Genomic DNA, 25,268 nt, shown 5'->3' on the forward strand with positions numbered 1-25,268 from the left:
ATGGTACTGCCTTCACCGGCGGGAGAGTAGGTCGCCGCCAACTTATCAGCAGCGAGGCCCCGGCCCTGCGTCCCCACTACTAGCGGGGATGCGGCCGGGGCCTCCCTCGTTTATAACCTCGCCTCCTGCAAAAGCCGGGGACTGCACGGAAGCTATGTATTAACTCTACCCATACAAGATGAAAGCCCGATATCCATGTGATTTTCGGGCTTTCATCTTGTATGGGTAGAGTTAATACATAGCTGGTCCAGCTATTACCTCAATCATTTCTTCAGGAGAGAGATACTTTTGGGCTAGCACACGAAGTTGATCGTCATTAACAGTATTTATGTTGTTCAAGAAATCTGCGTAATATGTGTTTGGCAGATTGAGGAATACTAATGATTTGTATTTATCGCATTGCTCAAAAACTGTACTTAGCTCATTCGCGAACTTCCCAATCATGTAGTTCTTGACGGTTTGTAGTTCTTCTGTAGGAATTAGCTCTTGTTGAAGCTGAGTTAGCTCATATCGTATTTCTTTAATAGCCGCTTCTGTACTTGCTGCATTCACGTCAGTGCCAATGACGAGGCTTGTGGCGTGTTCCCGAAGGCTGACACTGGCATGGATGCCATACGTGAAGCCTTTGTCCTCCCGAATATTCTTCATTAGGCGAGAGCCAAAATAGCCACCTAGCACCTTGACCAATACCTGTAGAGGATGATAGTCTGGGTGGGTAGGAGGAACCCAAAGGCGGCCAATGCGCAGAGAGGACTGTAGGCTATCAGCAACTACCACTTGATCTTGTAAGGGGGAAGAAACAGGCGACAGAGAAGCAACTGTAATAGGAGCATCTGCTTGCGCTTGAACCTGGCCAAACAAATCGGCAATCAGTTGTTGCTGAGTACTGCTTATATCACCGCAAACAAATAACTCAGCGGCTGGTATGCGGTAAGCTGTTTGGTAAAAAGTTTGTACCGCTTCTACAGGAATCTTTTGGAACAGTTCCTCATCAAACGTGACGCCGTATGGATATGCGGATCCATATAGATTGCTCGAAAAACGCTCACTGGCAAGGTAGCCGTTCTTTTGACGTTCAATACGCACATTTTGAATAGTGCGTGTTTTCAATAAGTCGAATTCCGGCTCAGGGAAAGCCGCTTCCGTTGCAACATCTAGTACAAGCGGTAGTAACTGCTCGAGGTGGCGGGTAAGGCAATACAACGTGAGAGTGGCGCGGTCGAAACCTTGCTCACACTCCAGTGAAGCGCCGTAAAAAGCCACCGTATCGGCTATTTGGCGGGCAGTACGTGTGCGCGTACCTTCTAGCAGCATACGAGCCGTTAGCAACGAGACGCTGGGACCAGATTCATACCACTTACCAGCCGGGAAAATAATTTGCAGGCGTACGACAGGTTGAGCGCTGTTACGCAGAACGTGCAGGCGGGCACCATTGGGGAGCGAAAGCACGTCAGCCGCGGGCAGCGTTACACTGGCCAGCGGCTGAACGGGAGGAGCGACGGTACGGTCGAGCATGAAAGCGGGTTAGTTGTTGGATGGGCCGAAAGCTTCCTCGGCCTTGTTAAAGTTAAAGTGTAAGGATACGCGAATAGTTTGAGCAAGGGGGTTTTGGTTGCTGTTCGGCACCAAATAAGCGCCATCAACACCGAAAACCTGGTAGCGAATGCCTAAGCCAAAGCTCAAATATTTCCGGTTGCCTTTTTCTTCGTTTTCGTACATATAGCCTACCCGTGCGGCCAGTAAATCGTTGTACCAATACTCAACACCGGCAGATAAACGAACTTCCTGTAGCTCTTCTTTGAGACCACCAGGAGCATCCGTAAAGGAACTGAGCATACCACCTACTACTCCTTTGGCACGACGGTCAGCGTTTATTTGGTTGATGCGCTTTCCTTGACCGATAGTGTCTCCCTGAATATAGTAGGGCGATGGCACAAGTAGTTTATTGGCGTCAATTGTGAAAGTAATCTTATTATACGCGTCTAATTCACGCGTCAATGCCGCGCCAAGCTTTAAATTGGTTGGTAAAAAGTCGGCCTGTGTGGCGTTGGTGTAAGTGATTTTGTTGCCAATGTTGCTAATAGCTCCACCAAGGCCCAGGTTATACTGGCCTGCACCAATCGTTAGATCTTTGTTGTAGTAGGCACCCAAATCAACGGCGGCTGCGTTGGCAGGACGGGCATCGAAACCATCGCCAGTAAGGTTGGAACGAATAAAGCGTGCCGAAATACCCACACCGAAGTTGTCGCTCAGCTTCTGACCATAAGCAACTGAAACGGCATATTCCTTTGGGTTGTAGTTACCTAAATCGCCATTGTTCGCGTCCCGGAACTGTACTTGGCCTAAATCGAAATAAGACAGAGAGCCTGATATAGCTGCCCGTGGATTAAGGCGTGCGTAACCGGAGAGATGCGCAATGCCCATATCATCGGTGATGCCACGCAGCCAAGGAGAGTAGGACGGAGAAACGCTGTAGTTGAAAGGCACAAAACCGAGCTTACCAGCATTGTAGTAGGCCGCATTAGCATCGGGGCTGAGCGCTACCCCGGCATCGCCTAGAGCCGCAGAACGTGAATCAGGGCTTAGGGTAAGAACCGGCACTGCCGTCGTGATGGTTTTATTGGGATTCAACTGGGCAGTAGCCGTGCCTGCCAAGCCCAGCAAACCCGACAGTAAAAAGAAGCGCAAGGGCGTCTTAGACTTAGATGACATACAGAAGAGGAGAAGTGAGCCGGTAAGGAAGTGAAAACAGAGTGGAAAAGAGCTTAATTGAGGATAACCAGCTTTTCAAACTTTGAAGCGGTGGCACGGTCGCGCATAGAACGTACACTCACGCGGTACACGTATACACCGCGCGCAAGTTGGTCATTATATTCGTCGCGACCATCCCAGGAGAGCGCAGCCAAGTGCGACTCGCTACCGAGCACGGTGGTTCGCAAAGTACGCACCAACTTCCCCGATACCGTAAAAATCTGTACCTGAATGTCTAGCTCATCGCCGGTGCGGTTGTGGTCGAAATGGAAGGTGGTATTCTGCGAAAAAGGATTGGGATAATTGAGGACGTGTTGCAAGGCTAGTTTCTCGGTACTGGCTGCAATAAACTCAATTTCTTTTTCGCCGGAGTTGTTGAATGTATCCCAGGCCTTGAGACGTAGCAAGTGCGGACCCGTACTTAGTTCTTTGAACAAATAACGCACCTTGCCGGACTGAAACTTGTCGACATCGGCCGTGTAAAAATCGTTGAGGATAACCAGCTTGCTGGCATCACCATCGAGGGTAGCCGTGATTTCGTGGCCGATGCCTGAACCGGCCGTGTTGATACCGCTGGAATCGGTTAGGTGCGCCAGTAGGGTAGGCGAAGTGCCTGTAAGGCCGCCAAACACAAACGATTCATTGTCCATAAACAGCCGGATAGTAGGCGGAATGGTATCCAGGGCAGCTGTGGCATCGAGGCCGCCTACTACCGTGCGGGTAGCACCGTGGGCATCTATGCGGCGCACGGAATCGGCGGCGTAAAAGCTGATTTTGCCCAAGCCGTAATTGTAGTTGATATCCTTCGGTACCACGAAGCGTAGGGAAAATTGTCCGTTGCGCACGGTTGCCTGTCCATCATATAAGATATTTTCCTGTACCTGAATAGGCTGCGGACCATCGGTAGGCTCGCTGCCGAGCGTGCGGATGGTTTCGGGTTTCTCGAACACCGTTACGCGCGTGGTGCCGTTGAAGCTAGCATTAACGACTCCGCCCACGCGCACATCGCCCACTAATTGCACCCGAGACAGCGATTTAAGCGTGTCGGTGGGGATGGTAGTGAAGGCATTGCCGTTGATGCTGCGTAGGGTTACGGTCTGCTCGGGGTAGGCGAGGCGGCCAGACGGGTCGCCCAGGAAAGAAAAATTGCGGTTGTAGACCGAGCGGACGCTGTTATTTTTGGTTTCAGCCAGAATGTCGCCCATGCGGGGTAGGACGCCGTTGATGGGTGTGAAAGCTGCCGCGTAGAAGGACTCAGCTAAGGCCTGGTTGTTGTTGGAAAACACTAGGCGGGTAGTGGTCAGCAGGCCCACGGCGCCGCCTTCAACATTGGTTAGCATCTCTTCGCCAGCCGAGGTGCGGTCGGGGTCGTCGTAGGTACTGAAGTCGCAGGTAGCGGTGAGCAGGAAAGCGAGGCGCTGACTGTTTTGGAGCGCTTGAATAGACGAGCGAGTTAAAATCCGCTCATCGGCCCAGCCTTCGGGGCCGCCGTGGCCGCTGTAATTCATGATGAGTGTGCCCTGTTCCAGCGACTCATCAATGGCCTGCATGCACGCCGGCGAGCTTTGCCCAGCCGACGCCGCAATTTGCGGGTACATGTCGAGGTAGACCTTGTGCACGTTATAGGCCGGCTGGTTGGCGACCAGTGCATTGGCCAGTGGCTCGGCTGAGTAAAGCGTGTGCAGGTTATAGTCGCCATCATCGGCCACAAAGGTGAGGCGATTGCGCCACTTGCCGTAGGTGGTTGGGTCGTCGTAACGAATCAGCTTGTTGACAGTGAGAGCAGCCGTGTTCGTACCAGAAGAGACCCGCACCGGCAGGCGCCCTACCCCAATGTCCATCAGCTCATCTGTGGCCGAGTAGCTTTCGTTTAGTTCGCCCTCGTTGTCATCGAGCAAGCCAAAGTAGTCGTCGGTGGAGAAGGTGACACCCTGCTGCCCGCTGCGAGGCGCCACAACGGCAAACGACTCGCGCGACTCGTACACCGGCACGTAATTCTGATTGGCCCGATCGGGCGTGGGGTTGGTGACATTCAGCGTACGAGGCTCAAGGTAGTAGCGCAACTTCCACCAGGTAGGAACCTTATTAAGGTCATTGGTCGGGTCCGATTTATAATCAAACGAGGCATCACCAAATAGCAGCAAGTAGAGTTGTTTGCCGCTGGCAGTACGGTCGTAGACCTGCTTCATCAGGTCGCGGATGGCGGTAATGTCCTGCCCGCCGGAACTGTATTCGTTGTAGATCTGCGAGGTAGTGACCACCTGCACCGTAAGGCCATCGTGCGTTCGGCGGTGGGCAGCTAGGCGCTCGGCTTCGCTCAGAAACAGTGGGTGTGTGACAATCACTAGATCCGTTTTGCCGTCGAGGTTGAGGGCGTGCAGGTTTTGGTTGCCTACCCGGCCAAACAGACGCGGCGTGTATAGGTCAGCCTCTTGCCAGGCCACAAACTCGCGTAGCGAATCGGTGGGTGCTACGAAGCTGCCGCTGCTGAGCGGGTAGGCCACGGGGCGCGCCGGATGCGTCACTTCCCACACCGTGGCGCTACCCACATTGTCAACAGTGAAACGGCTAACTGCCTGCGGCGCGATGTTGCTGAAAGAACGAAAATCGAGCTGACGGCCACTGCCCACGTAGCGCAGCTGGCGCTGGGTGTTCAGCTCTACGTAGTCGAGCCAGGCGCGGGCACTCCCATCAGTGCTACTGAAGGTGTACCGCACGCGCGTATCAGCCGCCAAAGAGGTTGGGGTGATAGCCAACGTTGTGAGGGCCGTATTGGCGCGCTCGGGGTAGGAGGACGCCGAGCGACCCAAAATGGATTGTGTACCGGCGTTCTGTCCGTTTAGGGCCAACTGTACCGTGCTTGCGCTAAGGCTAGAGGCGGCCACCGACGATGTGAGCTGCACTGCTGCGCCCAGCACTGCGTTTGGCACTGTAAACGGAACTTCCAACGTGCCTCCTTCCAACGGTTCGCCTAACCACTGCCGCCCCGACTTCTGAATGTTGACAATATCGTGCTCGTAGTAGTCGCGGTGGGCGAAGGTCGTGATGGTGGCAGTGGGCGCGGCCGCGGTGGTGGCCGTGGTGAGACGCCGTCCCGCACCAGTGCCTACCGTCACGAAATAGTAGGCTGTGTCGGTATACAGGTGCTGCACGTGGCGAAAGCGCGGGGTAGGGGCCGTGGGGTCTCGCTCCCACACGTGCGGACCGCGGGAGTAAAACGTCAGGTATTCGTTGTCGTCAAAAACTGCGTCGGCATTGCCCACGAACCCGAGTGCTAGTTCTTCTAAGTCGGCGGGGCGGGGGGCGCCATTGAGTTGGGGCAACATGCCGCCGGCCGCATTGCCAAACACCTGAATCCGGCGTGGATCGGTGCTTTGCACGCTGATGCCTAAGGAAGTCAGTGCTGCTTTATCAAGCTTATACACACCACTTTCGGGGACCCCAATTTTATACCATGTGCCTTGGCGAAGCACAGAAGCTGAGGTATGATTGCGCTGGGTGCGCGATGGTCGGTTGGCAGTAGTACCCGCTCCACCGAGCACATAGCGGTAGTCAAACGAAATCAGCTTCTCTACCTGGCCCGATTGGGCGTTGCGGCGCACAGCGGGCAAATCTACATAAGTGATGGGCTGGCGGTTGGCCATACCAAATCGGAGGGTAGGGCCTGCGGGAAACGTGGCGCCTTCAAAAGCACGCGCATCGGTAGCGGCGAAAGCCTCATACATCGCGTTTTCCATCTGCCCTTCACTCACTCGGCCATTGATGCGCAGGGTATACAACCCTGCTCGGGCCCCTGGCTCATACGTGGCGCCCCGAAAGGTAGGCACGCGGCGCTCCTGGCCGTTGTGGCTAGTGAGCGTAGTGTAGCCTTGCCAGGCAAGTTGCTGCGAGAAAACCGTCTGCGCTTGGCTCGGCACTAAGGCAACCAATACCAGCAGGCACGCGAGCAAAAGCGAAGTAGGGAAGCGCATAGAAGTTCGAATCAAATAAAAAGCGGCGTAGGTAACAGTAGAAGAAAAGCGCACGTGAAACACACCTGCCACTTACTCAGTTCAGTGGGCAATGCAGGCAATAAGGATAACAGCCGCGCCGCAGGAATATTACACTGTATTATAGAGTAGGCTCAGCTTCGCGCTGGCCGTGCTACGGACAGCACAACGTATAGCAAAATGACAAGCGGTACGGCGGCGGCTTGTAAGAGAAAAAGCAATACTACCGCCAAACCCAAAAATACAAACCGCAGCGCATTACCCGACCACCCAAAGTGCTTGAACTTAAGCGCAAACAGCGGCAGCTCGGCCACCAGCAAGCCCGACAGCACAGCCGTAAGTACCAGCAGCACCCACGGATTAAGAATCAGGTGCGCTAGGTTAAATCGGTCGTCGAGGAGGATGAGGGGGAGAGAGGCCACCACCAGCGTGCACGCGGGGGTAGGCAGACCAATAAAGGAGTCGCTCTGGCGGGTATCGTTGTTGAACTTGGCTAGGCGCAGGGCCGAAAACACTGTCACGATAAAACCCAGGTAGGGCAGCCAGTCGGGTAGGTCGGTGCCGCCGCGTACCAGCAGTTGCATCAGCATGGCGCCTGGCACTACCCCAAACGATACCATATCGGCCAGCGAGTCCAGGTCTTTGCCAATCGGCGACGACACATGCAGGGCGCGGGCCAGTAGACCATCGGCAAAGTCAAACGCCGCCGCCAGGGCTACGAAGTAGGCCGCCAAGTCCAACCGCCCGGCAAAAATCTGACTAACGGCCAAGCAGCCGGAAAACAGGTTGAGACAGGTAACCGCGTTGGGAATATGTCTTTTCATATAGGAGGGTCTTAAGGGCTTGTTTGAATGTCATTTCGAACGCAGTGAGAAATCTCGCGTGCTGACGGTAGATAGAAAGTACTATCAAGCGAGGTTTCTCACTGCGCTCGAAATGACGTTCAAACAAGCCTTTTATTGCAGAAACGGATTGGACTGACGTTCCTCGCCAATGGTAGTAGCCGGGCCGTGGCCGGGGTACACCACCGTTTCGTTGGGCAGGGTAAGTAACTGCGTGCGAATGCTTTGCAGGAGCGTAGCGTGGTTGCCGCCAGGCAAATCGGTGCGGCCAATGCTTCCCTGGAACAGCACGTCGCCGCCGATGACGGTGTGGGTAGGCGCGTGGTACAACACCACGTGTCCGGGGGCGTGGCCCGGCGCAAAGCGCACTTCCAGCTCGGTTTCGCCGATGCGTACTGCTTTGTCGGGCGTGAGCGTGCCTGTGGGCTCGGCGGGTGAGTAGGCCGGAAAGCCGTAGTTGGCCGCGTAGGTAGGCACGGCGCGCAGTACGGGCAAATCGGCCTCGTGCAGCAGGTAGGGGACTTTATACGTGTCGATGACGAACTGATTGCCCAGCACGTGGTCGATGTGGGCGTGGGTGTTCAGCAGCAGTACTACCTGTAGTTTTTCGGCCTCAATGTACTCGCGTAGCGCCTGCTGCTCGGCGCAGTCGTAGCAGCCGGGGTCTACGATGGCGCACTGGCGGGTGGCTTCATCAATGAGCAGATAGGTATTCTCCGAAAAGGCATTAAAGGTGAAGCCGGCAACTAGCATAAAGTAAAGAAAAGAAACCAGCACGCGCTGGATGAAATTGGGGAGGTAAGTTACGAGAGTTGACGCGAACCGAAGCCCGCCGCGGCTTGTTGTGGGCAACCACCCGTACCCAACGCCAGCAATTTCGCGTTACTTTACCCCTGCATGACAACCTACGACTACCTGCTGATTGGGCACGGCCTGGCGGGGGCTACCCTGGCCCACACCCTGCGCCAGCGCGGCCACACGGTGCTGGTCTACGACCCTGGCCACCCCAATTCGGCCTCCAACGTAGCGGCCGGATTGATTAATCCTGTGGCCGGCAAGCGTTTCGCACTGGCCTGGAAAATAGACGAACTACTACCCGCTGCTACCGCTTTTTACCAGGCAATGGAGCAGCAATACGGCGAAACGTTTTTCATTCAAACGCCTGTCCAAAAGCTGTTTTCGTCGGTGGGGGAGCAGAACACGGTGGTGGCCCGCAGCGCCGACGCACCCTGGCGGCACTACGTGACGGAGGTAACCGGCTCCCTGCCGCCGCTGCCAGGCGTACGGCAGGAGTTTGGGGGTATCCAGATTCAGCACGGTGGCTACGTACGGCTACGCGAGCTGCTGGCTACGCTGGCGCATGAAGCGCTGGCTCAGGGCTGGCTGCGTCAGGAAGTATTCGAATGGTCGCAGCTGGTGTTTGATGCCGACGGCGCTACCTATGCACCCGGCCAGGTACAGGCCCGGCAAGTGGTGTGCTGCGAGGGGGTAGGAGCCGTTCAGAATCCGTATTTCAACTGGCTGCCGCTCACGCCCAACCAAGGCGAAGTGCTGGACGTGGCGTGTCCCGGCCTACCCGAAGAACAGGTACTCAACAAAGGAGCCTACGTGGTGCCGCTGGGCGAGGGGCATTTCCGGGTAGGAGCTACCTACCGCTGGCCGCCGTTTGCGGAGGGCATCACGCCGGAAGCCACTGCTGAGCTAAGCCAGCGCCTCGCCGACATGACTACCCTACCCTTTACCATCACGGCCCAGCGAGCCGGCGTACGCCCCGCCGTGCGCGACCGAAAACCCTTGCTGGGGCGGCACCCCGAACTGCCTATTTTAAGTATATTTAACGGTTTCGGCTCCAAAGGCGTACTGCTGGCGCCGGGGCTGGCCGACCAGCTGGCTAATTACTTGGAAAATAGTGCCTCCGACCTGTGGCCGGAGGTCAATATTTCCCGATATCACGCGTTGTATAAAGCCGCTCCGGTGGCCGCTGCTTTTTCTTCCTGAACTCTTCTTTCTGGTTCCTATATGAAGCACTACTCCTTACTGTTACCCCGCCGGGTAGGCCGGTTGCTGGGACTTGCTGTGCTGCTGTTATCGGGTTCTTTCTGGGTGGCCCCCTCCGCTGCCGTGGCGCAAACCGCACAGGAACCGTTTGGGCGGGTGCGCCTGCAATACAAGAAGTTTGACTGGATGCAGTTGAGCACCCAGAACTTCAACATCTATTATTATGCCGGGGGCGAAATTGCAGCCCGCCGCGCCGCCGAGTACGCCGAAAAGGAGTTGCAGCGCATCACCTCCCTCATCGGCTACTACCCCTATTCTAAAACCACCATCATGCTCTATAACTCTGTGGGCGACCTGCGGCAGAGCAATATTGGGTTGGATCAGGATAAGTACCAGATGGGTGGCGAAACCTCGCTGCTGCGCATGACCAAGGTGCAGATTGCCTACCAGGGCCAGCAAACGCAGTTTAAACGTGATGTGAGCTACCAGGTAACCCGCGTGCTGCTCAACGACATGATGTACGGCGGCTCGCTGAAAGAAGTGCTGCAAAGCACCTACCTGCTGCAACTGCCCGACTGGTTTATCGGTGGGGCTTCGGCCTACGCCGCCGAGGGGTGGAGCGTGGATATGGACAACTACATGCGCGACATGACCCAGCAGTACGAGGGCACGCGCACGGCACCATTCTTCCTGCGCAACCCCCAACTGGCCGGCCAAAGCATCTGGAACTACATCGCGGAGCGCTACGGCTACACCACTATTCAGAACATTTTGAACCTCACGCGTATTACGCGCGATGTGGAGGTAGGCATCAGCTCGTCGCTGAACGTGCCGTACAAGATTTTTCTGCGCGACTGGCTGCAATATTATCGCCAGCTGAATGCCCAGCCTCAAACGGCTTTTGTGCCTCTGAATGAGCAGGCGCAGCTAACCTCGCGCAACAACCGCAAGTCGGTAATTTACTCGCAGCCAGTGCTCAGTCCCAACGGCCAACGCTTGGCTTATGTGGCCAACGAGGGCGGGCGTTACCGCGTGATAGTGGTGAACCGCGACGGCTCGCACCGCGACGTGATTCACCGCAACGGCTACCGCACGCCCGATCAACAAGTGGAAACGCGCCTGCCGGTGCTGGCGTGGCGCGGCAATAACCAAGTAGCCGTGGCCGAGATGGACAAAGGGTACATGACCCTGCGCCTACGGCAAGCCGGTGGTAGTGGCTTCGCCAACACCTTGGAGCGCCTGCTCGATGCCTTACCTTTCCGGCGGAAGGATGAGTCCATTTTTCGGCAGTTTACGCAGGTGATGAGCCTGGCCTACTCGCCCGATGGCAAATCGTTGGTATTCAGTGCCGCCCGCGATGGGCAGAACGATCTGTACTTGCTGCGCGCTGGTAGCCGGCGGCCCGAAAAGCTGACCGACGACGTGTTCGATGATGTGGAGCCTACCTTCCTACCCAATGGCGAGGGCATTGTGTTCAGCTCCAACCGTTGGCTCGATAACACGGGCACGGCGCGGGGCGATTTTAGCTCTGTAGTCAATAACTACGACCTGTTTCTGTACCACCTCGATGGTCGGCCCCGGCCAATGGAGTCATTGGTCAGCACCATCTCCAACGAAGGCACTCCCCGCGCTATTTCCGATTCTGAAGTCTTGTATCTAGGGGAAGAAAGCGGGATTCGGAGCGTGTATCGGCTGAATCTGGCTACCCGGCAGCGCACGGCCGTAACCAGTTTTCCGGTTGATATCCGCAGCTTCGACTACAACGCCACAACCAACGCGTTGGGCTTCGTTACCACCGACCGTGCCCGCGATGCGGTGTTTCTCTATCCCAACTACCCGCTGCCCGAGAGCGTGAAGCTCTACAGAACGGCGCGCCAGGAAACGTTGGAAGACCGCTCGCGCCCCAAGCCGGCCCCTGTGCGCCGGCCGGTAACGCCGTCTGCCGTGCGCCGCCCCGCCCCGGCCCCCACGCCGGCTACTACCGACTCTACGCTGGCCGTAACGCCCCCCGCCGCCACGCCCGATACAACCCAGACGACGGCTCCGATGGTTGCTACGCCAAGCTCCACGGCACCGCGCCGCACCCAGCAGGTGAACGTGAGTGATTATAAGTTCGACGAGGATATTCCGATGTCGACGGCTCGCAACAATACCGCACAGCGTCGTCGCACCCCCTCGGCTACAACCAAAGCCCTGACGGCCGCCCCAACCCCGCCACCAGCCAATGCATTGGCTATCAACGGCCCCTACCGCTACGACAACCGTTTCAGCATCGACAACGTGGTGTCGTCGCTGTACGTGGACCCGCTACTGGGCTTTGGCTTGATTGGGCAGGCCAATATGTCGGATCTGTTCGAGAACCACCGGATACGGGCCAGTATCTTCGCGCTTACTGATTTGAAAACCAGTAACATGTATGCGGAGTACACCAACCTGACGCACCGCTACGACTGGAGCATTCGGTACCAGAAGCAGGCGTATTTCCTGAGCGTGCCAAATCAGTCGGGTTATCTAACGCGCTATGGTCGGCACGAGATTGCGCCGAGCATTGCCTATCCCCTCACGCACAATTTGAGCGTGCGAGGTGGTCCAAGTTACGTGAACGTCAGTCGATTAGTGTTGAATGACTTGCTCGGTGCGGCGGATATCAACCGAAATTATCTGGGCTTCAACGGGGAACTGATCTTCGACAATGCTATTGCTACGGGCGTGAACATGCTGCAAGGCACGCGCATGAAGGTGGGCTACCAGAAGCTGACCAGCATGGATAATAACGACATGAACCTGAGTAATTTGTACGTGGATTTGCGCCACTACCAGAAAATTCACCGGTCGATTGTCTGGGCTACCCGTGTGAGCCACGGGCAGTTCTTTGGCCCGGCGCAGTCGGCATACCGTCTGGGTGGTATGGATAACTGGCTAAACAATCGTTACGATAATCCCCGTCTGCAACCCGATGGTAATCCAAGCGCCAACTACGACCCTACCCAGCTGTTCTACCAGCAGTTCGTGACGAACCTACGGGGCTTCAACTACAGCAAGCGCAACGGTCCAAAATACATTCTGTTCAACACCGAACTGCGTGTACCCATCATTCAGTACCTCTCCAACAAGCCCATTTACTCTGGCTTCTTCCGCAATCTGCAACTAACGGGTTTTGTAGATGGAGGCTCAGCTTATTCTGGCGTCAATCCTTTCAATACCAACAACTCCTATAATACGCAGCCCTTCGGCGGAAACGGTAATGCCTTTTCCGGTACGGTTACCACCTTCGGCAATCCGCTGCTGATTGGCTACGGCGGCGGTATTCGCACCACCATCCTGGGTTTCTACGGCAAAGCCGATGTGGCCTGGGGGCAGGAGGACTACAACCGTTCGGGACCGAAATTCTACTTCACGCTGGGGTATGATTTCTAAAACCCTGGCATAAGCAATAATTTGATGGAACAGCCGCCGCGACGTATCGTGGCGGCTGTTGTTTTTAGGGCAGGTCAGAAGCAACTAGCATCTTTGATGACGATGGACCTGCCTACCCTAAGTTCGCGTGCTGTATCTTTGCGGTCCGTTTTCTACCCCGCTTCCCATGCAGCTCGTTCGTGAGATTGGCTATCTGATGCAGAAAGACTTTCGTCTGGAATGGCGGCAGCGTGCTACCCTCAGCGGCATGTTGCTGTACGTGGGCAGCACGGTATTCGTGTGCTACATCAGCTTTGCCTTGCGGGGAGGGGAACTGCCCGCTCCCGCCTGGAATGCGTTGTTCTGGATTATCCTGCTGTTCACGGCCGTGAATGCCGTAGCCAAAGGATTCTTGCAGGAAAGCCGCGGCCGACAACTTTACTATTATGCGCTGGTGCGCCCGCAGGCCGTAATTCTGGCTAAAATCGGTTACAACGTGCTGCTCCTGTTGGGGCTCGGTGGGGTGGGGTTTGCGCTCTATGCGTTGGTGCTAGGCAACCCGGTGCAGGATGTGCCGCTGTTTTTGTTGAATATGGCGCTAGGGGCCATTGGATTTGCCTCCACACTCACGCTGGTATCGGGCATTGCGGCTAAGGCCACCAACAGCCACACGCTCATGGCCATTCTGGGCTTTCCCTTAATGATTCCGATGCTGCTACTGCTCATCAAAGTTTCTAAAAATGCCCTGGATGGGCTGGAGTTCGATGCCAGCCGCAGCTCTTTGCTCACGCTGGTAGCACTAAATATGATTGTAGGAGCGGTTTCTTACCTGCTTTTTCCGTTCCTGTGGCGCTCCTGATCTGTGCTCAGCTTTTCATGCAGAATTAATGTTGCCCGTCCGGAATTTGTATACTGTTTCTCTTCGTTCACCAAAGACTGTGGCCTTCGGGTGTAGCAGCAAGTAGCTTATGAAAAACAATTGGTGGAAAGGTCTGGCCGTGGTGCTGCTGCTATACGTGGCGGTGGCGGGCCTGCTGATGCCGGTGCCCCGGCTGGCAATTCTCAACGAGAGCATTCGGAACCTCTACTTCCACGTGCCCATGTGGTTTGGCATGACGGCGGTGCTCACGGCTTCGGTCTATTACTCGGTGCGCTACCTGCGCGCTCCTACCCCCCAGCTGGATATTCTCTCGCACGAAGCCGCTAAAACCGGCATTTACATGGGTTTTGTGGGGCTGGCTACGGGTAGCATCTGGGCTAAATATACATGGGGTGCATGGTGGACCAACGACCCCAAGCTCAACGGCGCGGCCATTGCCATGCTTATTTACGGTGCCTACTTGGTGCTACGCTCGTCTTTCCAGGATGAGCAGCAACGCGCCCGTGTTTCGGCTATCTACAACATATTCGCCTTTGCGGCGGCCATGCCGCTGTTCTTCATCCTGCCGCGCCTGACGGCCTCGTTGCACCCCGGCGCGGGCGGCAACCCGGCCTTTGCCAAGTACGACCTGGATAGCAACATGCGCATGGTATTCTACCCCGCCGTGATTGGCTGGACGCTATTAGGATTTTGGCTGGCGCAACTAGCTAGCCGCGTGGCCTTTCTCAAACAAAAAGTATATGACAAACAGCTTGCGTAACAAGGGTTTTGAGTTGATGAAGAAGGGTAGGGTGATGCGGATAGTAACTCTCTTCATAGCATTGCTACTGCCGGTACTACGTGCTGCCGCCCAAACTGCTGATCAGCCCGAAATGGCTGACGCCCTGCGCCAGAGTGGCAAAATCTACGTGGTGGTGGCCGTTATTGCCGTAGTATTGGCCGGGCTGCTGTTTTTTTTGATTTCGCTGGACCGCAAAATTAGCCGTTTGGAGAAGGAAGTGCGCGACTAGGCGCGCCCTTACGAGCACTCTTCAACAATAGTTGCCGATTGCGTGCGTACTTTTGCCGCGGGCAACAGATTTAGTCTCACGCTTTTTACGGGTAGGGGACTTTTCTACCCGGCTTTCTTGTTCTAAGTTGCTGTCGCTTTTCGGCAGCGCCGCGTCTTCCGCTTTTTTGCACCCATGAAGAAATCGCATATTCTCATTCTGGTCGTTATCGCCGCCGCCATTGGTATTCTGATGACTACTTCGGCCGATGTCAGCCAATACGTTTCGTTTAAAGAGGCCCGCGAGTTGGCCGCCGAGGGCAAGAACACCAAAGTGCACGTGGTAGGCCGCCTGCCGCGCAGTGGCCAGCAGATTATGGGCCTGGAGTACAACCCTACCCTCGACCCCAACTATTTTGCTTTCACCCTGGTGGATACCAACCGCATCGCTCAACGCGTGGTGTATTTCAATCCCAAGCCCCAGGATTTTGATAAGTCGGAGCAGGTAGTGATTACCGGCGCCATGCGTAACGATGTATTCGTGGCCGATAAGATTCTGCTGAAGTGCCCCTCTAAATACGTGGAGAAAGATGTTAAGGGCGCCACGGCGTCGGTTAATTAAAAGTTGAGAATTAAACAGTTGAAATGCGGAGTGAGCCAGAGATAATGCGCGGGATAGTGGAAGCGAAACTTCGCTTCTGGCCGCGCATAAGTATGGCTTCTTTTTACTGCTTTTTAATTGTCAACGCTCAATTTTTAACTGCCACAGCGCAGGTACCCAACGATGATATTGAGAAGCGCCGCGTGCTGCGCCTGAACGAGCAAGTAACGTCTACCACAACGGGCTGCACCGTGCAGTGGGCCTGCGTTGACGAAAAGCTAACGGGCAAGTGCATCGAATACCACAACGACCAGTGGTTTGAGTTCACGCCATCGGTTTCAGGACGTTACTACGTGAATATCGGTGGGCAAAAGTGCCGCGACACTCGTGGTGTGCAGCTGGTGGTGCTTACGGGTACTCCTTGCCAGCCTGCTACCTACCGGGTACTATCTTGTACCTCGTTGGGTAGCCAGGACGATGTATTTGTGATGTTGGATAGCCTGCAAGCCGGGCAGCCCTACCTGCTGGATGTGGATGGCTACTTGAAAGACTTTTGCCAGTTTGCTTTGGTCGTCAGTCAGCAGCCACAAGGCCGCCCTGCCGCCGCCGAGCCCTCATTGAGCAGCGTAGTGCCCACCGATGCTAGGGTAGTACAACTGTACTGGACCCTACCCGACTCCTTGGGTAGCACCACCCGGTTTCAGGTGGTGCGCCGCGAGACAGCGGAATTTCGCAGCCAGCCGTTGGCGGCGCTGGAGGTGGGCCGCACCACCTACGGTGGCAGCGACCAAAGCTACTCCTACACCGATACGCTCGCGGCCCCCGGTCGCTACCTCTACCAAATAGTAGCCCAAGCGCCCAACAACGCGCCGCCGCTGCTGTTGCAGCAACAGTGGGTGGCCTACGTGCAGCGAATGCCCTCTGCCGCCAAGAAGCAAGCTGCCACCCGGCAGCGAGACTCCCGAACCATGATGCAGTGGCAACGACGACAGCATCAGGCCCGCCTGAAGCATTTGTCTACCACTGAAAAAAGAAAGTAGAGCACCTTTCGAGCACTACGCAGCCAGTCTTTTCAACAAACAGTTTATGCTAAACACGTTCATCGGTGACCTGGGACACGCAAGTGTCATTGTAGCGTTTGCGGCAGCCTGCGTAGCGGCCTATTCCTACTATATGGCGGCCAAAGCCCAGCCGCTGGGCACTCCCGATTTGGGCTGGCAGCGGTTGGCTCGTGGTGCATTCTTCGTGCACGGGGCGGCTGTGCTGGCAGTTATTGCCAGCTTATTCGCCATCATACACGGCCACCACTACGAGTACTATTACGCCTGGAGCCACAGCAGCAACCACCTGCCGGTATACTACATGATTTCCTGTTTCTGGGAGGGACAGGAGGGCTCGTTCCTGCTCTGGATTTTCTGGCAGGTAGTGCTGGGCTTCATTATTATCCGATACAGTAAGAAGTGGGAAGCGCCGGTAATGGCCGTGTTTGCGGGCGTGCAGCTTTTCCTGGTTTCCATGATCCTGGGGGTAGTGATTGGCGACGTCAAGATTGGCTCTTCGCCGTTTATTCTGCTGCGCGACTTCCTGGATATTCCGGTTTTCAAAACCGACCCCAACTTCATTCCCAAAGACGGCACCGGCCTGAATGCCCTACTCCAGAACTACTGGATGGTGATTCACCCGCCCACGCTGTTCCTGGGCTTTGCTCTCACGCTAGTACCGTTTGCCTACGCCATGGCCGGCCTTTGGAAGCGCGAACTGACTGCCTGGGTACAGCCCGCCATCCGCTGGACGCTGGTAGGTGGCCTGGTGCTAGGGGTAGGGGTGATGATGGGTGCCTATTGGGCCTACGAAACCCTAAACTTTGGCGGCTATTGGAACTGGGACCCGGTAGAAAATGCCGTGTACATCCCGTGGTTGGTGCTGGTGGCTTCGTTGCACGGCCTCATCCTGTGGAAGCGCGGCAAAACTGGCCTGCGCACGTCATTTGTGCTCGTCATTGCTACGTTTGTGCTGGTGCTGTACGCTACCTTCCTTACGCGTAGTGGTGTATTGGGCAACGCCTCAGTGCACTCCTTTACGGACCTGGGCCTGTCGGGCCAGTTGTTGATTTACCTGGGTGTTTTCGCGGTGTTGTCTGTAGCGCTGCTGGTGGCGCGCTGGCGCTCTATTCCGGTTTCGGAGAAAGAGCTGACTACCTACAATCCGGAGCTATGGGTATTTGTGGGTGCTACGGTGCTATGCCTGGGCGCGTTTCAGGTGCTGGTTACTACCAGCATTCCGGTGTACAACGCCTTCCTAGGCTTCATCGGCATCAAATCCAACCTAGCCCTACCCGCCGACCAGATCGGGCACTACACCAAAATTCAGCTGTGGATGGGGGTAGGCGTAGTCTTCCTATCGGGGCTGGCGCAGGTGATGTGGTGGCAGAAAAACAATAAGGAAAGCCTCACCAACTCGCTCACGGTGCCGGGCATCCTCACGTTGCTGGGCGCTGCCCTAGTGATTTTGCTGGTGCGCTACAACAAGCTGGAAATGAAGCCAGTGTATATCGTGCTGCTAACTGCGGCCCTATTTGGCGTGCTGGCCAACCTAAGCATGGTGCTTACATTGCTGCGGCGCAAAGTGAGCCTATCGGGCGGCGGCGTGGCGCATATTGGCGTGGCGCTGATGCTGCTGGGTATTCTGGCTTCGGCCGGCTACTCCAACATCATTTCCGGCAACGTATCGGGCCTAGTGTATTCTAAGGAGTTCAACGAGGAGCTGAATCGTGATAACGTGCTGCTGTGGCGCAACGAGGCGGCGCCTATGGGACCGTACGACGTGAGCTACACCGGTCAGTATCTTGATGTGCCCGGCGTGCCTGGCTACGTCAACAAAGAGCTGCTATTCCGCACCGACGACGAGTACAAAGCCGTTGCCCGCGGCGATGTGAAGCGCGGCGGTAAAACGTATTACAAGGCTGGCGATACGCTCGAAATCCTGCCCGAGAATACCTACTACCGCGTCGAGTACAAGGAGAAGAAAAGCGGCAAAACCTTCGAGCTGTTCCCGCGTGCCCAGGCTAACGAAGAAATGGGCGGCCTGCTGGCTTCGCCTGATATCAAGAAGTTCTGGGACCACGATATCTATTCGCACGTGAGTGCTACCCCGCCTACCACCGGCCCCGATTGGAGTGAGGTAACGGAGCACGTTCTGAGCGTGGGCGACACCATCTACCTCAACGATTACTTTGCGGTGCTGCGCGCCGTAGAGCCCGCGCACCAAACGGCTGGTCTAAATCTGAAGGAAGGCGACTTGGCCATTCAGGGCGACTTCATTGTGTACGGTGAGAAGCGCCAGTATCACATCCACCCCATGTTTGTGGTGCGCAACCGCATGGTAGGCCGCGTGCCCGACCAATCGGAAGACCTGGGCCTGCGCCTGACGTTCCTGAACGTAGACCCCACGGCCGGCAAATTCACCTTCGGTGTAAGCACGGCTCAGAAGGACTACATCATTCTGAAAGCGATGGAGAAGCCTTTCATCAACCTGCTCTGGAGCGGTACGCTGCTAATGGCAGTAGGCTTCGGCATGGCCTTCGTGAAGCGCCGCCGCGACACCAGCGCCGCCCTACCCGCGACCAACGACGAGGCCACCCCACTACGGGCACGGCCCGTACAGCGTCCGCGCCAAGTGGCTTAACGCACGCTTTGCCAGAACTGAAAAGCCGGTCTACCTTAATGGTAGTCCGGCTTTTTTGCGTCAGGTGGCAGCACTTCCCCTATGTTGACCTGAAAATACACGGAAGCTATTTCTGTAATCCAAGCTGCGAAGTAGCTGCGTAGTGGCGGAAGGTTTGTAGAAAAATAGCGTTGCCCGCACGAAGCGCCGCATAGCGGTGCGAAAATGGGTAGAGTCTTTATACCACTACACAGCGCTGATCAGTAATAATCATCAACTCATTTGCAGACCCAAAAAATCGCTACGCGGCTGCTCCGCTTTTTGAGGTACTCCACAATAAAAAGGGCAACCATTTGGCTGCCCTTTTTATTGTAAGCGAAAAGCAGGTTACTTCTGTACACTAATGCGCTTCACAGCGGTTTCGCCATCAAGATCAATCTTTAGTGTATAGATGCCCGCTGCCAACGTAGCCATATCTAACTCATCAGGTTGCTTAGTGGAGAGCGTGCGGGTCAGGACTGACTGACCCAAAGAATTGATAACAGTGGCCTGTGCCTGGTGCGCCTTGCTGCTGCGCAAGTCTATGTGCAACAGGCCACTGGTAGGGTTAGGGTAGGCCGCCACGGCCTGCGACAGTGCTTGGTTGACTGCCAACGGGCCAGCCGTCAGCGTCACGTCATCAATCGACAGGCGGAAGGAGTTAGCGGCGCTGGTTACGTGCATGCCCACGTAGTACGTGCCGTCAGTCGTTACCCGGATGGGCTGGGCTGTGCCCTGCGTGAAGGTATTGGCCGTGAGGTTGTTACCAGTGAAAATGGTAGTCGTCATGCCAGCCACGGTAGGCGCAGTACCTACTTTAATTTCCAGGCGCTCGGGCGTGGCTGTATTGCCCACACGGTAGTAGAACGACAACAGATATTGCTGCGCGGCCTGGAGCGTGAGAGCCGGCGTAAACACCCAGTCGTCGGCAGCGGTGGTCAGGCTTTGGTTGTTGAAGTTGTACGTCAGCGCGTTGGCTCCACTGCGGGCGGCGGCGGTGCTAGTGGTCCAGGTGAAGCCATCGGTGTTAGCGTCGAGTACCGTAAAGCCGCAGGGTAGGGCTGGGGCTGTTACACCATCAAAGTTCTCATTGTACGGGAACGTAGCTAGCGGCGCGGGAGGCGTACACAGCGTAGTAAAGGTCACCGGCGCCGAAAATAGGCTGGCGCTGGTGCTACTGCACGTGCTGCGCACATACGCCTGGTACGTGGTAGCCGGCGCTAGGCCTGTGAGGGCAAGCGGCGAAGTCGTACCTGTTACGGGCGTGCCTGCCGTAGCCGGATCGAATCCCGCAGGACCGTATACAAGGCTATAACCAGCCGGCGCGGTGCCAGCCGGAGCCGTAAAGCTCAGCGTAGCACCGGTGGAGGTGGTAGCCGAAACGAGTAGGTTGGTAGGTGGTAGGCAGGTTACGGGAGCCGTTACAGCCTCAATCATGAGCTTGCCCGCATTGCTGGTCGATAAATCCGCTGGGGCAGTGCCGGCACCTATTGCTAGGCTATAAGTGCTTAAGCGACGAGTAGGGTTTTCTGCTTGAGTGCCAACCGGGAAGTAGGAGGTAGCGTTTGGCGTTAAAGCAAGTCCTACAAAAAAGTCGGTGCCATAGACAATAGCGGGCGTACTGAGCGTGTAAGTGTTGTACCGGCCCATATCAGCCGTTTGCAATTGATAATCGGGAGAGCGGGCAATGATAGCGCCCTGGGCATTTACTACCACTGCGTATACCGTGCGGCCCACAGAGGCTGCATTGTTGGTGTATACATTCACGCTTTGCACACTACGCGTATCAGTGGCCTGAAAGCGCGACAGATACGCCACAGCAGTAGTGCCGCCGTAGCTGCTCGTATTCAGTACGCCAGGGGTAGCGTGGGAGTAGGTATCTGCCGTAACTTGCTGGGCTACTGTAGTGGTGTTATTCGCTGTGGTCACGTCGCCCGCGGCGGTAGCAGTTACGGTTACGGTATTGTCGCCGGTGGCGGTAGGCGTAAAGCTATCGAATGCAACGGTAGCGGTGGCGCCGGGTGCAATGGAGGCAACCGTTTTGCTGCTTGTGAAAGAGTTGGCGCCCGCTACCGTTAGGGTCACCGGCACATTGGTAAGGGTAGTATAGCCCTCATTGCGGACGGCGCCCTGGATGGTCTGCGGACCCACACCCGAAATAGGTAGCTTGCCCAGCGTGTAGATGGCTGCTACGCTGGCATCGGTGGCGGCGGCGGGCCGAAAGCGGTACGTACGGCCAGCATCGGGCAATGTGGTTTTAGCAAAGACGAACGGAATACCGCCGTAGTCACCCTGCGCAAAGGTGGGTCCTGACCAAGCGACATTTGTATTTTTCGCTACGCTGAGAATTTGCTCAAATCCGTTGCCCGAGCCTTTCAAACCTACTACTGCCACCTTAGGTGCGGCAGCACCAGCACCAGCCGTCGGCGTATTGTACACGAAGTCAATAACGTTGTTGATTTCGTACAGCTTCACCTGAAACGAAAATCCAGTGTATTGCTCCGCAACGGTGGTCGTAGCGCCTGTTCCTGTGGTTGTAGTTTGGCGAGGCTTGTCCTGCACGTTTTTCCACTGAATGGTACACACGCGGTTTGGCGCGGTGCCGGTGGTGGCTACCCGATACTCAGCTGCATCAGGACCCAGCAAATCAGCGGCGAAAGGTATCAGCAAATTCACATCGGCAGCGTTCGTGCTTTTAAAAGGACCGCCTTGGGCGAAGGTCTGCGCCGCTTCGTAATACAGTGCGGGAGAGGGCGCCGTGCCACCCAGTTTCAGGTAGCCATTCGTATTCAGGATAAACTGCGTGAAATCCTGGTTGTTATAGCGAAACGTGAAGCCTATTTCCTGTGCTGCTGAGTTGGAATCGTCTTTATCAGGGGTAGAAATTACTGTTCCGGTATCAGCTAGATCAGTGTAGGCAGTTACGCCAGTTTGCGTACCGTATGTTCGATAATTGAGGTTTTGTGCGTGCAGGCCGGTAGTGCCCAGCGCCAACAGAGCCGCTAGTGCCCAGTGCCGCCCGCGTAATCTAACTTTATCTTCAGGGTAGGATTGCGCCATAGAAACAGAATAAGAGGTGAAAGGAAGTGGTGTTAACAAGGGAAAAATTGCTTTGTCAAGATGCTGAATTTCTTTGACAAGGCTACTACGGCTATGCGTAAAGTTCTACAGCGAAGCGCCGTTTTTTGAGGACGAGTAGAACGTTCTGGTTTCTGTTTGTAACACGGACACTGACCTCACATAAGCAGAAGGGCAGTCTAGCTAGACTGCCCTTCTGGTAAAAATCGGAAACAAGTCAACCTTATTTCTGCAAGCTCACGCGCTTCACAACCACATCATTGTCCAGCTGTAGTTGCACCGTATAGAGGCCATTGCTGAGCGTAGAAAGGTTGAGCTGTTGCTCGGTGGCAGTGTTGAGCGTACGTGTCAGCACTACCTGGCCTAAGGTATTAAACACCGTAGCACGCCGCTGGCGGGCACTGCTGGCACTCAGGTTCAGGCGCAGTATGCCTGTAGTAGGGTTGGGGTAGGCTTCAATAGCCCGCGAAAGAGCTTGGTTGACGGGTAGGGTGGTGGTTGTTATAGATAAATCGTCAATGATCAAAATGCCCGAAGTAGAGGAGCCATTATTACGTATGCCTATGTAATACGAGCCTGCACTAGGTGGAGTGAATGCATCTCCCTGGATTTGCGTATAGGCTGTAGCTACTACTGGTAGACTGGTATTTCGATAGAGATTAGTTGTCATGGCAGCTGGGGTAGGCGAAGTGCCAATAAATACTTCCACATTGGCTGGTTGCGTATAGGGTCCTGGTTGATTGTTGCTTTGTGTATTAGCTAAGTAATAGTAAAACGAGGCTGTATATCGCTGATTGGCAGTTAGTGGTAAAGCTTGTGTGAATACCCAATCATTACTTGTATTGTTACTAGGATAGCAAATCAGCGCATTTGGCCTGCTGCGTGTGAGCGTAGGTGCGTCGGATAAAATTTCCCAAGTATTACCGTCGTTGTTGGCGTCCAGAATTGTGTAACCGCAGGGCAACGTATTGGCTGCATCGAAGTTTTGGGTGTAAGGGAAAGTGACGGCAGCTGGCTGGCAAAGCGTAGTCAGTTTCAATGGTCCATAGCGGGCGCTGGTGCCGGCCGTGCCTCCGCAATTCTTGCTTACATATACGTCGTAAGTAGTCAGCACCGATAAACCGGTAAGGGTGATAGGTGATGTAGCACTGGCAACTGTAGTGCCTGAACCTGGTGTGAAACCTACGGGACCGTATTCAGCTACGTACGGGCCAGTGCCAGCCGAAGTCGTAAATGTGATGTTGGCTGAGGTAGTTGTAACAGCCGCGAATCGCAAATTAACGGGCGCTTGGCAAGGCGGTACTGCTCCAAAGGTCACATCAATAGCCGGCCGTAAATCATCAACACCAGTTTCTTCCAGTGGCGTCCAGGTAGCCAAACTAGCAATTTCGGGAGCTATAAGGTAAAAGGTAGTAGGGCGCACAATAAGGTTTTCTACCTGCGCACCCAAACCCAGTGGGCCTTGAGTGGCACGCACCGCTACAAAAAACGATGAATTAACCACTGTATTTGGAATAGCAACTGTTACGGCGCCGCCAGTTGCGGTGCGCGTTTGTGCAGTCGATGTATACAGCACGTTACCAGGGCCACCGTCAGTGCCCAACGTATCGTACAGTACCACCTGGTAGGGGTAAGTAGTAGTAGCAGGTGCAAAGTTTAGCTTCACTCCATTTACCGTAGTCGATTGGTTGATACGGTATTTGGCCGCAAACTCAGAATTGGCTCCTGCATTCGGGAAAGATGCTTCTAGGTCCTGGTTAGGCGTTTGATAACCCAAAGTATTGGTGGTGATAACCTGAGAAACAGATTGTTGGTTGTTGCCGTTGATAGCGTCGTTGCCTATACTTACTGTCAGGTTGTTGGTGCCACTGGTAGGAACAGGGTAGGAGGGGAAGCTCACGAGTGCTATTCTCCCAGCTGGCAGATTCGTTACCGTGCGGGTGCTGGTAAAAGTAGTAGCGCCGCTTACTGTTAGCGTTACGGGTATACTAGCTAACGTGGTCGTACCTGTATTGTAGACCAAAGCCTGCGGAGCATGAGGCGTTGCTTCGGGCGAAATCTGCCCGTAAGTGAAAACAGACACCAACGCCGCATCATTGGCTTGCGGTGTGTTGAATCGGAAAGTGCGGCCTGCATCGGGCGTCACTGTATTGCGGATATCGAAAAACGTAACGCCTGCCACAAACTGCGCTTGTGCCCAGGGCGTAAAGGCCTCCTTGTTAAGCGCCAAGACATCGGCAGCTACATCAGATGTAGCGGTGTTCCCTTTAAGCCCGATAGCAACGGTTTTGTACTGCACTGTGGTAGCGCCGCCCGTAGCTGGACCATACACAAATTCAATCGTATTGCTGGTTTCGTAAAGCTTTACCTGAAACGACAGGTTGGTATACTGGCTGGCTTTCGGAGCACGCGTTTTGTCGCTCACGTTTTTCCACTGAATGGTACACACCCGGTTTGGGGCGGTACCGGTGGTGGCCACCCGGTACTCGGTGGGGCTAGTGCCGGCCGTCAGGTCTTCATTAAATGGGAGCAGCAGGTTCACGTCGGCTGCATTCTCACTATCCAGCGGACCCCCTTCAAAATCATCCGGGTTGCTGAAAAAATATGTGGTGGAAGGGGCCGCGCTACCTAAGCGCAGGTAGCCATTGGTATTCAGCACAAACTGCGTGAAATTTTGGCCATTATATCGAAAGCTGAAGCCGATGTTCTGGGCCGCTGAATTAGCGTCGTCGGTATTAGCCGTGGCAATAGCAGTGCCCGCGCTGCCGAGGTCAGTGTAAGTACCAGCTACATTTTCTCCAGTATACTGGTTGTAATTCAATTGTGCCTGAGCCGGCAGCTGCAAGCCAAGCGCCAGCGCGCACAGCCCCAGCAAGCGGCCCAATCGACGCCGCGCAGAGCGCTCCGTCGGGGTAGTGTATAGATGTTGCATGTAGAAAGTGTTTCGGTAAAAAGCGTTTAAGTTGAGAGCGGAGCAGGAAAGTAAAGCGGATTAAGTTGCTGCTGTAAATAAAGCAGTAAACACTACGTGCTTTCCATAGTT

The 25,268-nt window shown here is 55.3% G+C and carries 15 protein-coding genes; 8 read left to right on the top strand and 7 right to left on the bottom strand.

Going from position 1 to position 25,268, the window contains the following annotated elements:
- Window positions 1–231: 231 nt before the first annotated feature.
- The 5 genes from J4D97_RS11880 to J4D97_RS11900 all read right to left on the bottom strand — a co-directional run bounded on the left by J4D97_RS11880 (window position 232) and on the right by J4D97_RS11900 (window position 8,335).
- Window positions 232–1,515 carry a M16 family metallopeptidase gene (locus tag J4D97_RS11880; protein WP_208307765.1) on the bottom strand — a complete coding sequence of 428 codons (1,284 nt, stop codon included), beginning with the start codon at window positions 1,513–1,515 and terminating at the stop codon, window positions 232–234.
- 9 nt (window positions 1,516–1,524) lie between these two features.
- Complete coding sequence (gene porV / locus J4D97_RS11885; RefSeq protein WP_208307766.1) at window positions 1,525–2,712, bottom strand: type IX secretion system outer membrane channel protein PorV; 1,188 nt, start codon at window positions 2,710–2,712, stop codon at window positions 1,525–1,527.
- A 53-nt stretch (window positions 2,713–2,765) separates the two neighbouring features.
- Window positions 2,766–6,722 carry a type IX secretion system sortase PorU gene (gene porU, locus J4D97_RS11890; RefSeq protein WP_208307767.1) on the bottom strand — a complete coding sequence of 1,319 codons (3,957 nt, stop codon included), beginning with the start codon at window positions 6,720–6,722 and terminating at the stop codon, window positions 2,766–2,768.
- A gap of 152 nt (window positions 6,723–6,874) precedes the next feature.
- Window positions 6,875–7,564, bottom strand: coding sequence for a CDP-alcohol phosphatidyltransferase family protein (locus tag J4D97_RS11895; protein WP_208307768.1), 690 nt, complete (start codon window positions 7,562–7,564; stop codon window positions 6,875–6,877).
- Window positions 7,565–7,696: 132 nt separating this feature from the next.
- A complete protein-coding gene (locus tag J4D97_RS11900; protein ID WP_208307769.1) occupies window positions 7,697–8,335 on the bottom strand; it encodes an MBL fold metallo-hydrolase in 639 nt (212 codons plus the stop codon).
- Between the two features lie 144 nt (window positions 8,336–8,479).
- Here J4D97_RS11900 and J4D97_RS11905 point away from each other — a divergent pair, with 144 nt between their 5' ends.
- The 8 genes from J4D97_RS11905 (at window position 8,480) to ccsA (ending at window position 19,129) form a co-directional block, all read left to right on the top strand.
- Window positions 8,480–9,580 carry an NAD(P)/FAD-dependent oxidoreductase gene (locus J4D97_RS11905; RefSeq protein ID WP_208307770.1) on the top strand — a complete coding sequence of 367 codons (1,101 nt, stop codon included), beginning with the start codon at window positions 8,480–8,482 and terminating at the stop codon, window positions 9,578–9,580.
- Window positions 9,581–9,601: 21 nt separating this feature from the next.
- A complete protein-coding gene (locus tag J4D97_RS11910; protein ID WP_208307771.1) occupies window positions 9,602–12,997 on the top strand; it encodes a PD40 domain-containing protein in 3,396 nt (1,131 codons plus the stop codon).
- Window positions 12,998–13,163: 166 nt separating this feature from the next.
- Complete coding sequence (locus tag J4D97_RS11915) at window positions 13,164–13,835, top strand: heme exporter protein CcmB (RefSeq protein WP_243900279.1); 672 nt, start codon at window positions 13,164–13,166, stop codon at window positions 13,833–13,835.
- Window positions 13,836–13,944: 109 nt separating this feature from the next.
- Entirely contained in the window at window positions 13,945–14,616 is a 672-nt protein-coding gene (locus J4D97_RS11920) for a cytochrome c biogenesis protein (RefSeq protein WP_208307772.1), read from the top strand.
- Window positions 14,597–14,866, top strand: coding sequence for a CcmD family protein (locus tag J4D97_RS11925; RefSeq protein ID WP_347879341.1), 270 nt, complete (start codon window positions 14,597–14,599; stop codon window positions 14,864–14,866). The genes J4D97_RS11920 and J4D97_RS11925 overlap by 20 nt, the downstream gene beginning before the upstream one ends.
- Before the next feature lie 174 nt (window positions 14,867–15,040).
- Entirely contained in the window at window positions 15,041–15,466 is a 426-nt protein-coding gene (locus tag J4D97_RS11930) for a cytochrome c maturation protein CcmE (RefSeq protein ID WP_208307773.1), read from the top strand.
- Between the two features lie 92 nt (window positions 15,467–15,558).
- Window positions 15,559–16,485 carry a hypothetical protein gene (locus J4D97_RS11935; protein ID WP_208307774.1) on the top strand — a complete coding sequence of 309 codons (927 nt, stop codon included), beginning with the start codon at window positions 15,559–15,561 and terminating at the stop codon, window positions 16,483–16,485.
- A 46-nt stretch (window positions 16,486–16,531) separates the two neighbouring features.
- Window positions 16,532–19,129 (top strand): cytochrome c biogenesis protein CcsA, encoded by a 2,598-nt coding sequence (gene ccsA, locus J4D97_RS11940; RefSeq protein ID WP_208307775.1) that lies wholly within the window; start codon window positions 16,532–16,534, stop codon window positions 19,127–19,129.
- 366 nt (window positions 19,130–19,495) lie between these two features.
- Here the strand turns inward: ccsA and J4D97_RS11945 are convergent, their stop codons facing one another.
- Together J4D97_RS11945 and J4D97_RS11950 are read right to left on the bottom strand one after the other, a co-directional pair.
- Window positions 19,496–22,207 (bottom strand): T9SS-dependent choice-of-anchor J family protein, encoded by a 2,712-nt coding sequence (locus J4D97_RS11945; RefSeq protein ID WP_208307776.1) that lies wholly within the window; start codon window positions 22,205–22,207, stop codon window positions 19,496–19,498.
- A gap of 241 nt (window positions 22,208–22,448) precedes the next feature.
- On the bottom strand, window positions 22,449–25,157 hold the full coding sequence (locus tag J4D97_RS11950; protein ID WP_208307777.1) for a T9SS-dependent choice-of-anchor J family protein: 2,709 nt from the start codon (window positions 25,155–25,157) through the stop codon (window positions 22,449–22,451).
- Window positions 25,158–25,268: the final 111 nt, after the last annotated feature.

The sequence above is a fragment of the Hymenobacter defluvii genome (assembly GCF_017589435.1).
GTDB classification, from domain to species: Bacteria; Bacteroidota; Bacteroidia; order Cytophagales; family Hymenobacteraceae; genus Hymenobacter; species Hymenobacter profundi.

What these genes read in the sequence shown, in the direction of transcription:
- J4D97_RS11880 (WP_208307765.1), bottom strand. Translation starts at nt 1,515, where the DNA reads ATGCTCGACCGTACCGTCGCTCCTCCCGTTCAGCCGCTGGCCAGTGTA.
- porV (WP_208307766.1), bottom strand. Translation starts at nt 2,712, where the DNA reads ATGTCATCTAAGTCTAAGACGCCCTTGCGCTTCTTTTTACTGTCGGGT.
- porU (WP_208307767.1), bottom strand. Translation starts at nt 6,722, where the DNA reads ATGCGCTTCCCTACTTCGCTTTTGCTCGCGTGCCTGCTGGTATTGGTT.
- J4D97_RS11895 (WP_208307768.1), bottom strand. Translation starts at nt 7,564, where the DNA reads ATGAAAAGACATATTCCCAACGCGGTTACCTGTCTCAACCTGTTTTCC.
- J4D97_RS11900 (WP_208307769.1), bottom strand. Translation starts at nt 8,335, where the DNA reads ATGCTAGTTGCCGGCTTCACCTTTAATGCCTTTTCGGAGAATACCTAT.
- J4D97_RS11905 (WP_208307770.1), top strand. Translation starts at nt 8,480, where the DNA reads ATGACAACCTACGACTACCTGCTGATTGGGCACGGCCTGGCGGGGGCT.
- J4D97_RS11910 (WP_208307771.1), top strand. Translation starts at nt 9,602, where the DNA reads ATGAAGCACTACTCCTTACTGTTACCCCGCCGGGTAGGCCGGTTGCTG.
- J4D97_RS11915 (WP_243900279.1), top strand. Translation starts at nt 13,164, where the DNA reads ATGCAGCTCGTTCGTGAGATTGGCTATCTGATGCAGAAAGACTTTCGT.
- J4D97_RS11920 (WP_208307772.1), top strand. Translation starts at nt 13,945, where the DNA reads ATGAAAAACAATTGGTGGAAAGGTCTGGCCGTGGTGCTGCTGCTATAC.
- J4D97_RS11925 (WP_347879341.1), top strand. Translation starts at nt 14,597, where the DNA reads ATGACAAACAGCTTGCGTAACAAGGGTTTTGAGTTGATGAAGAAGGGT.
- J4D97_RS11930 (WP_208307773.1), top strand. Translation starts at nt 15,041, where the DNA reads ATGAAGAAATCGCATATTCTCATTCTGGTCGTTATCGCCGCCGCCATT.
- J4D97_RS11935 (WP_208307774.1), top strand. Translation starts at nt 15,559, where the DNA reads ATGGCTTCTTTTTACTGCTTTTTAATTGTCAACGCTCAATTTTTAACT.
- ccsA (WP_208307775.1), top strand. Translation starts at nt 16,532, where the DNA reads ATGCTAAACACGTTCATCGGTGACCTGGGACACGCAAGTGTCATTGTA.
- J4D97_RS11945 (WP_208307776.1), bottom strand. Translation starts at nt 22,207, where the DNA reads ATGGCGCAATCCTACCCTGAAGATAAAGTTAGATTACGCGGGCGGCAC.
- J4D97_RS11950 (WP_208307777.1), bottom strand. Translation starts at nt 25,157, where the DNA reads ATGCAACATCTATACACTACCCCGACGGAGCGCTCTGCGCGGCGTCGA.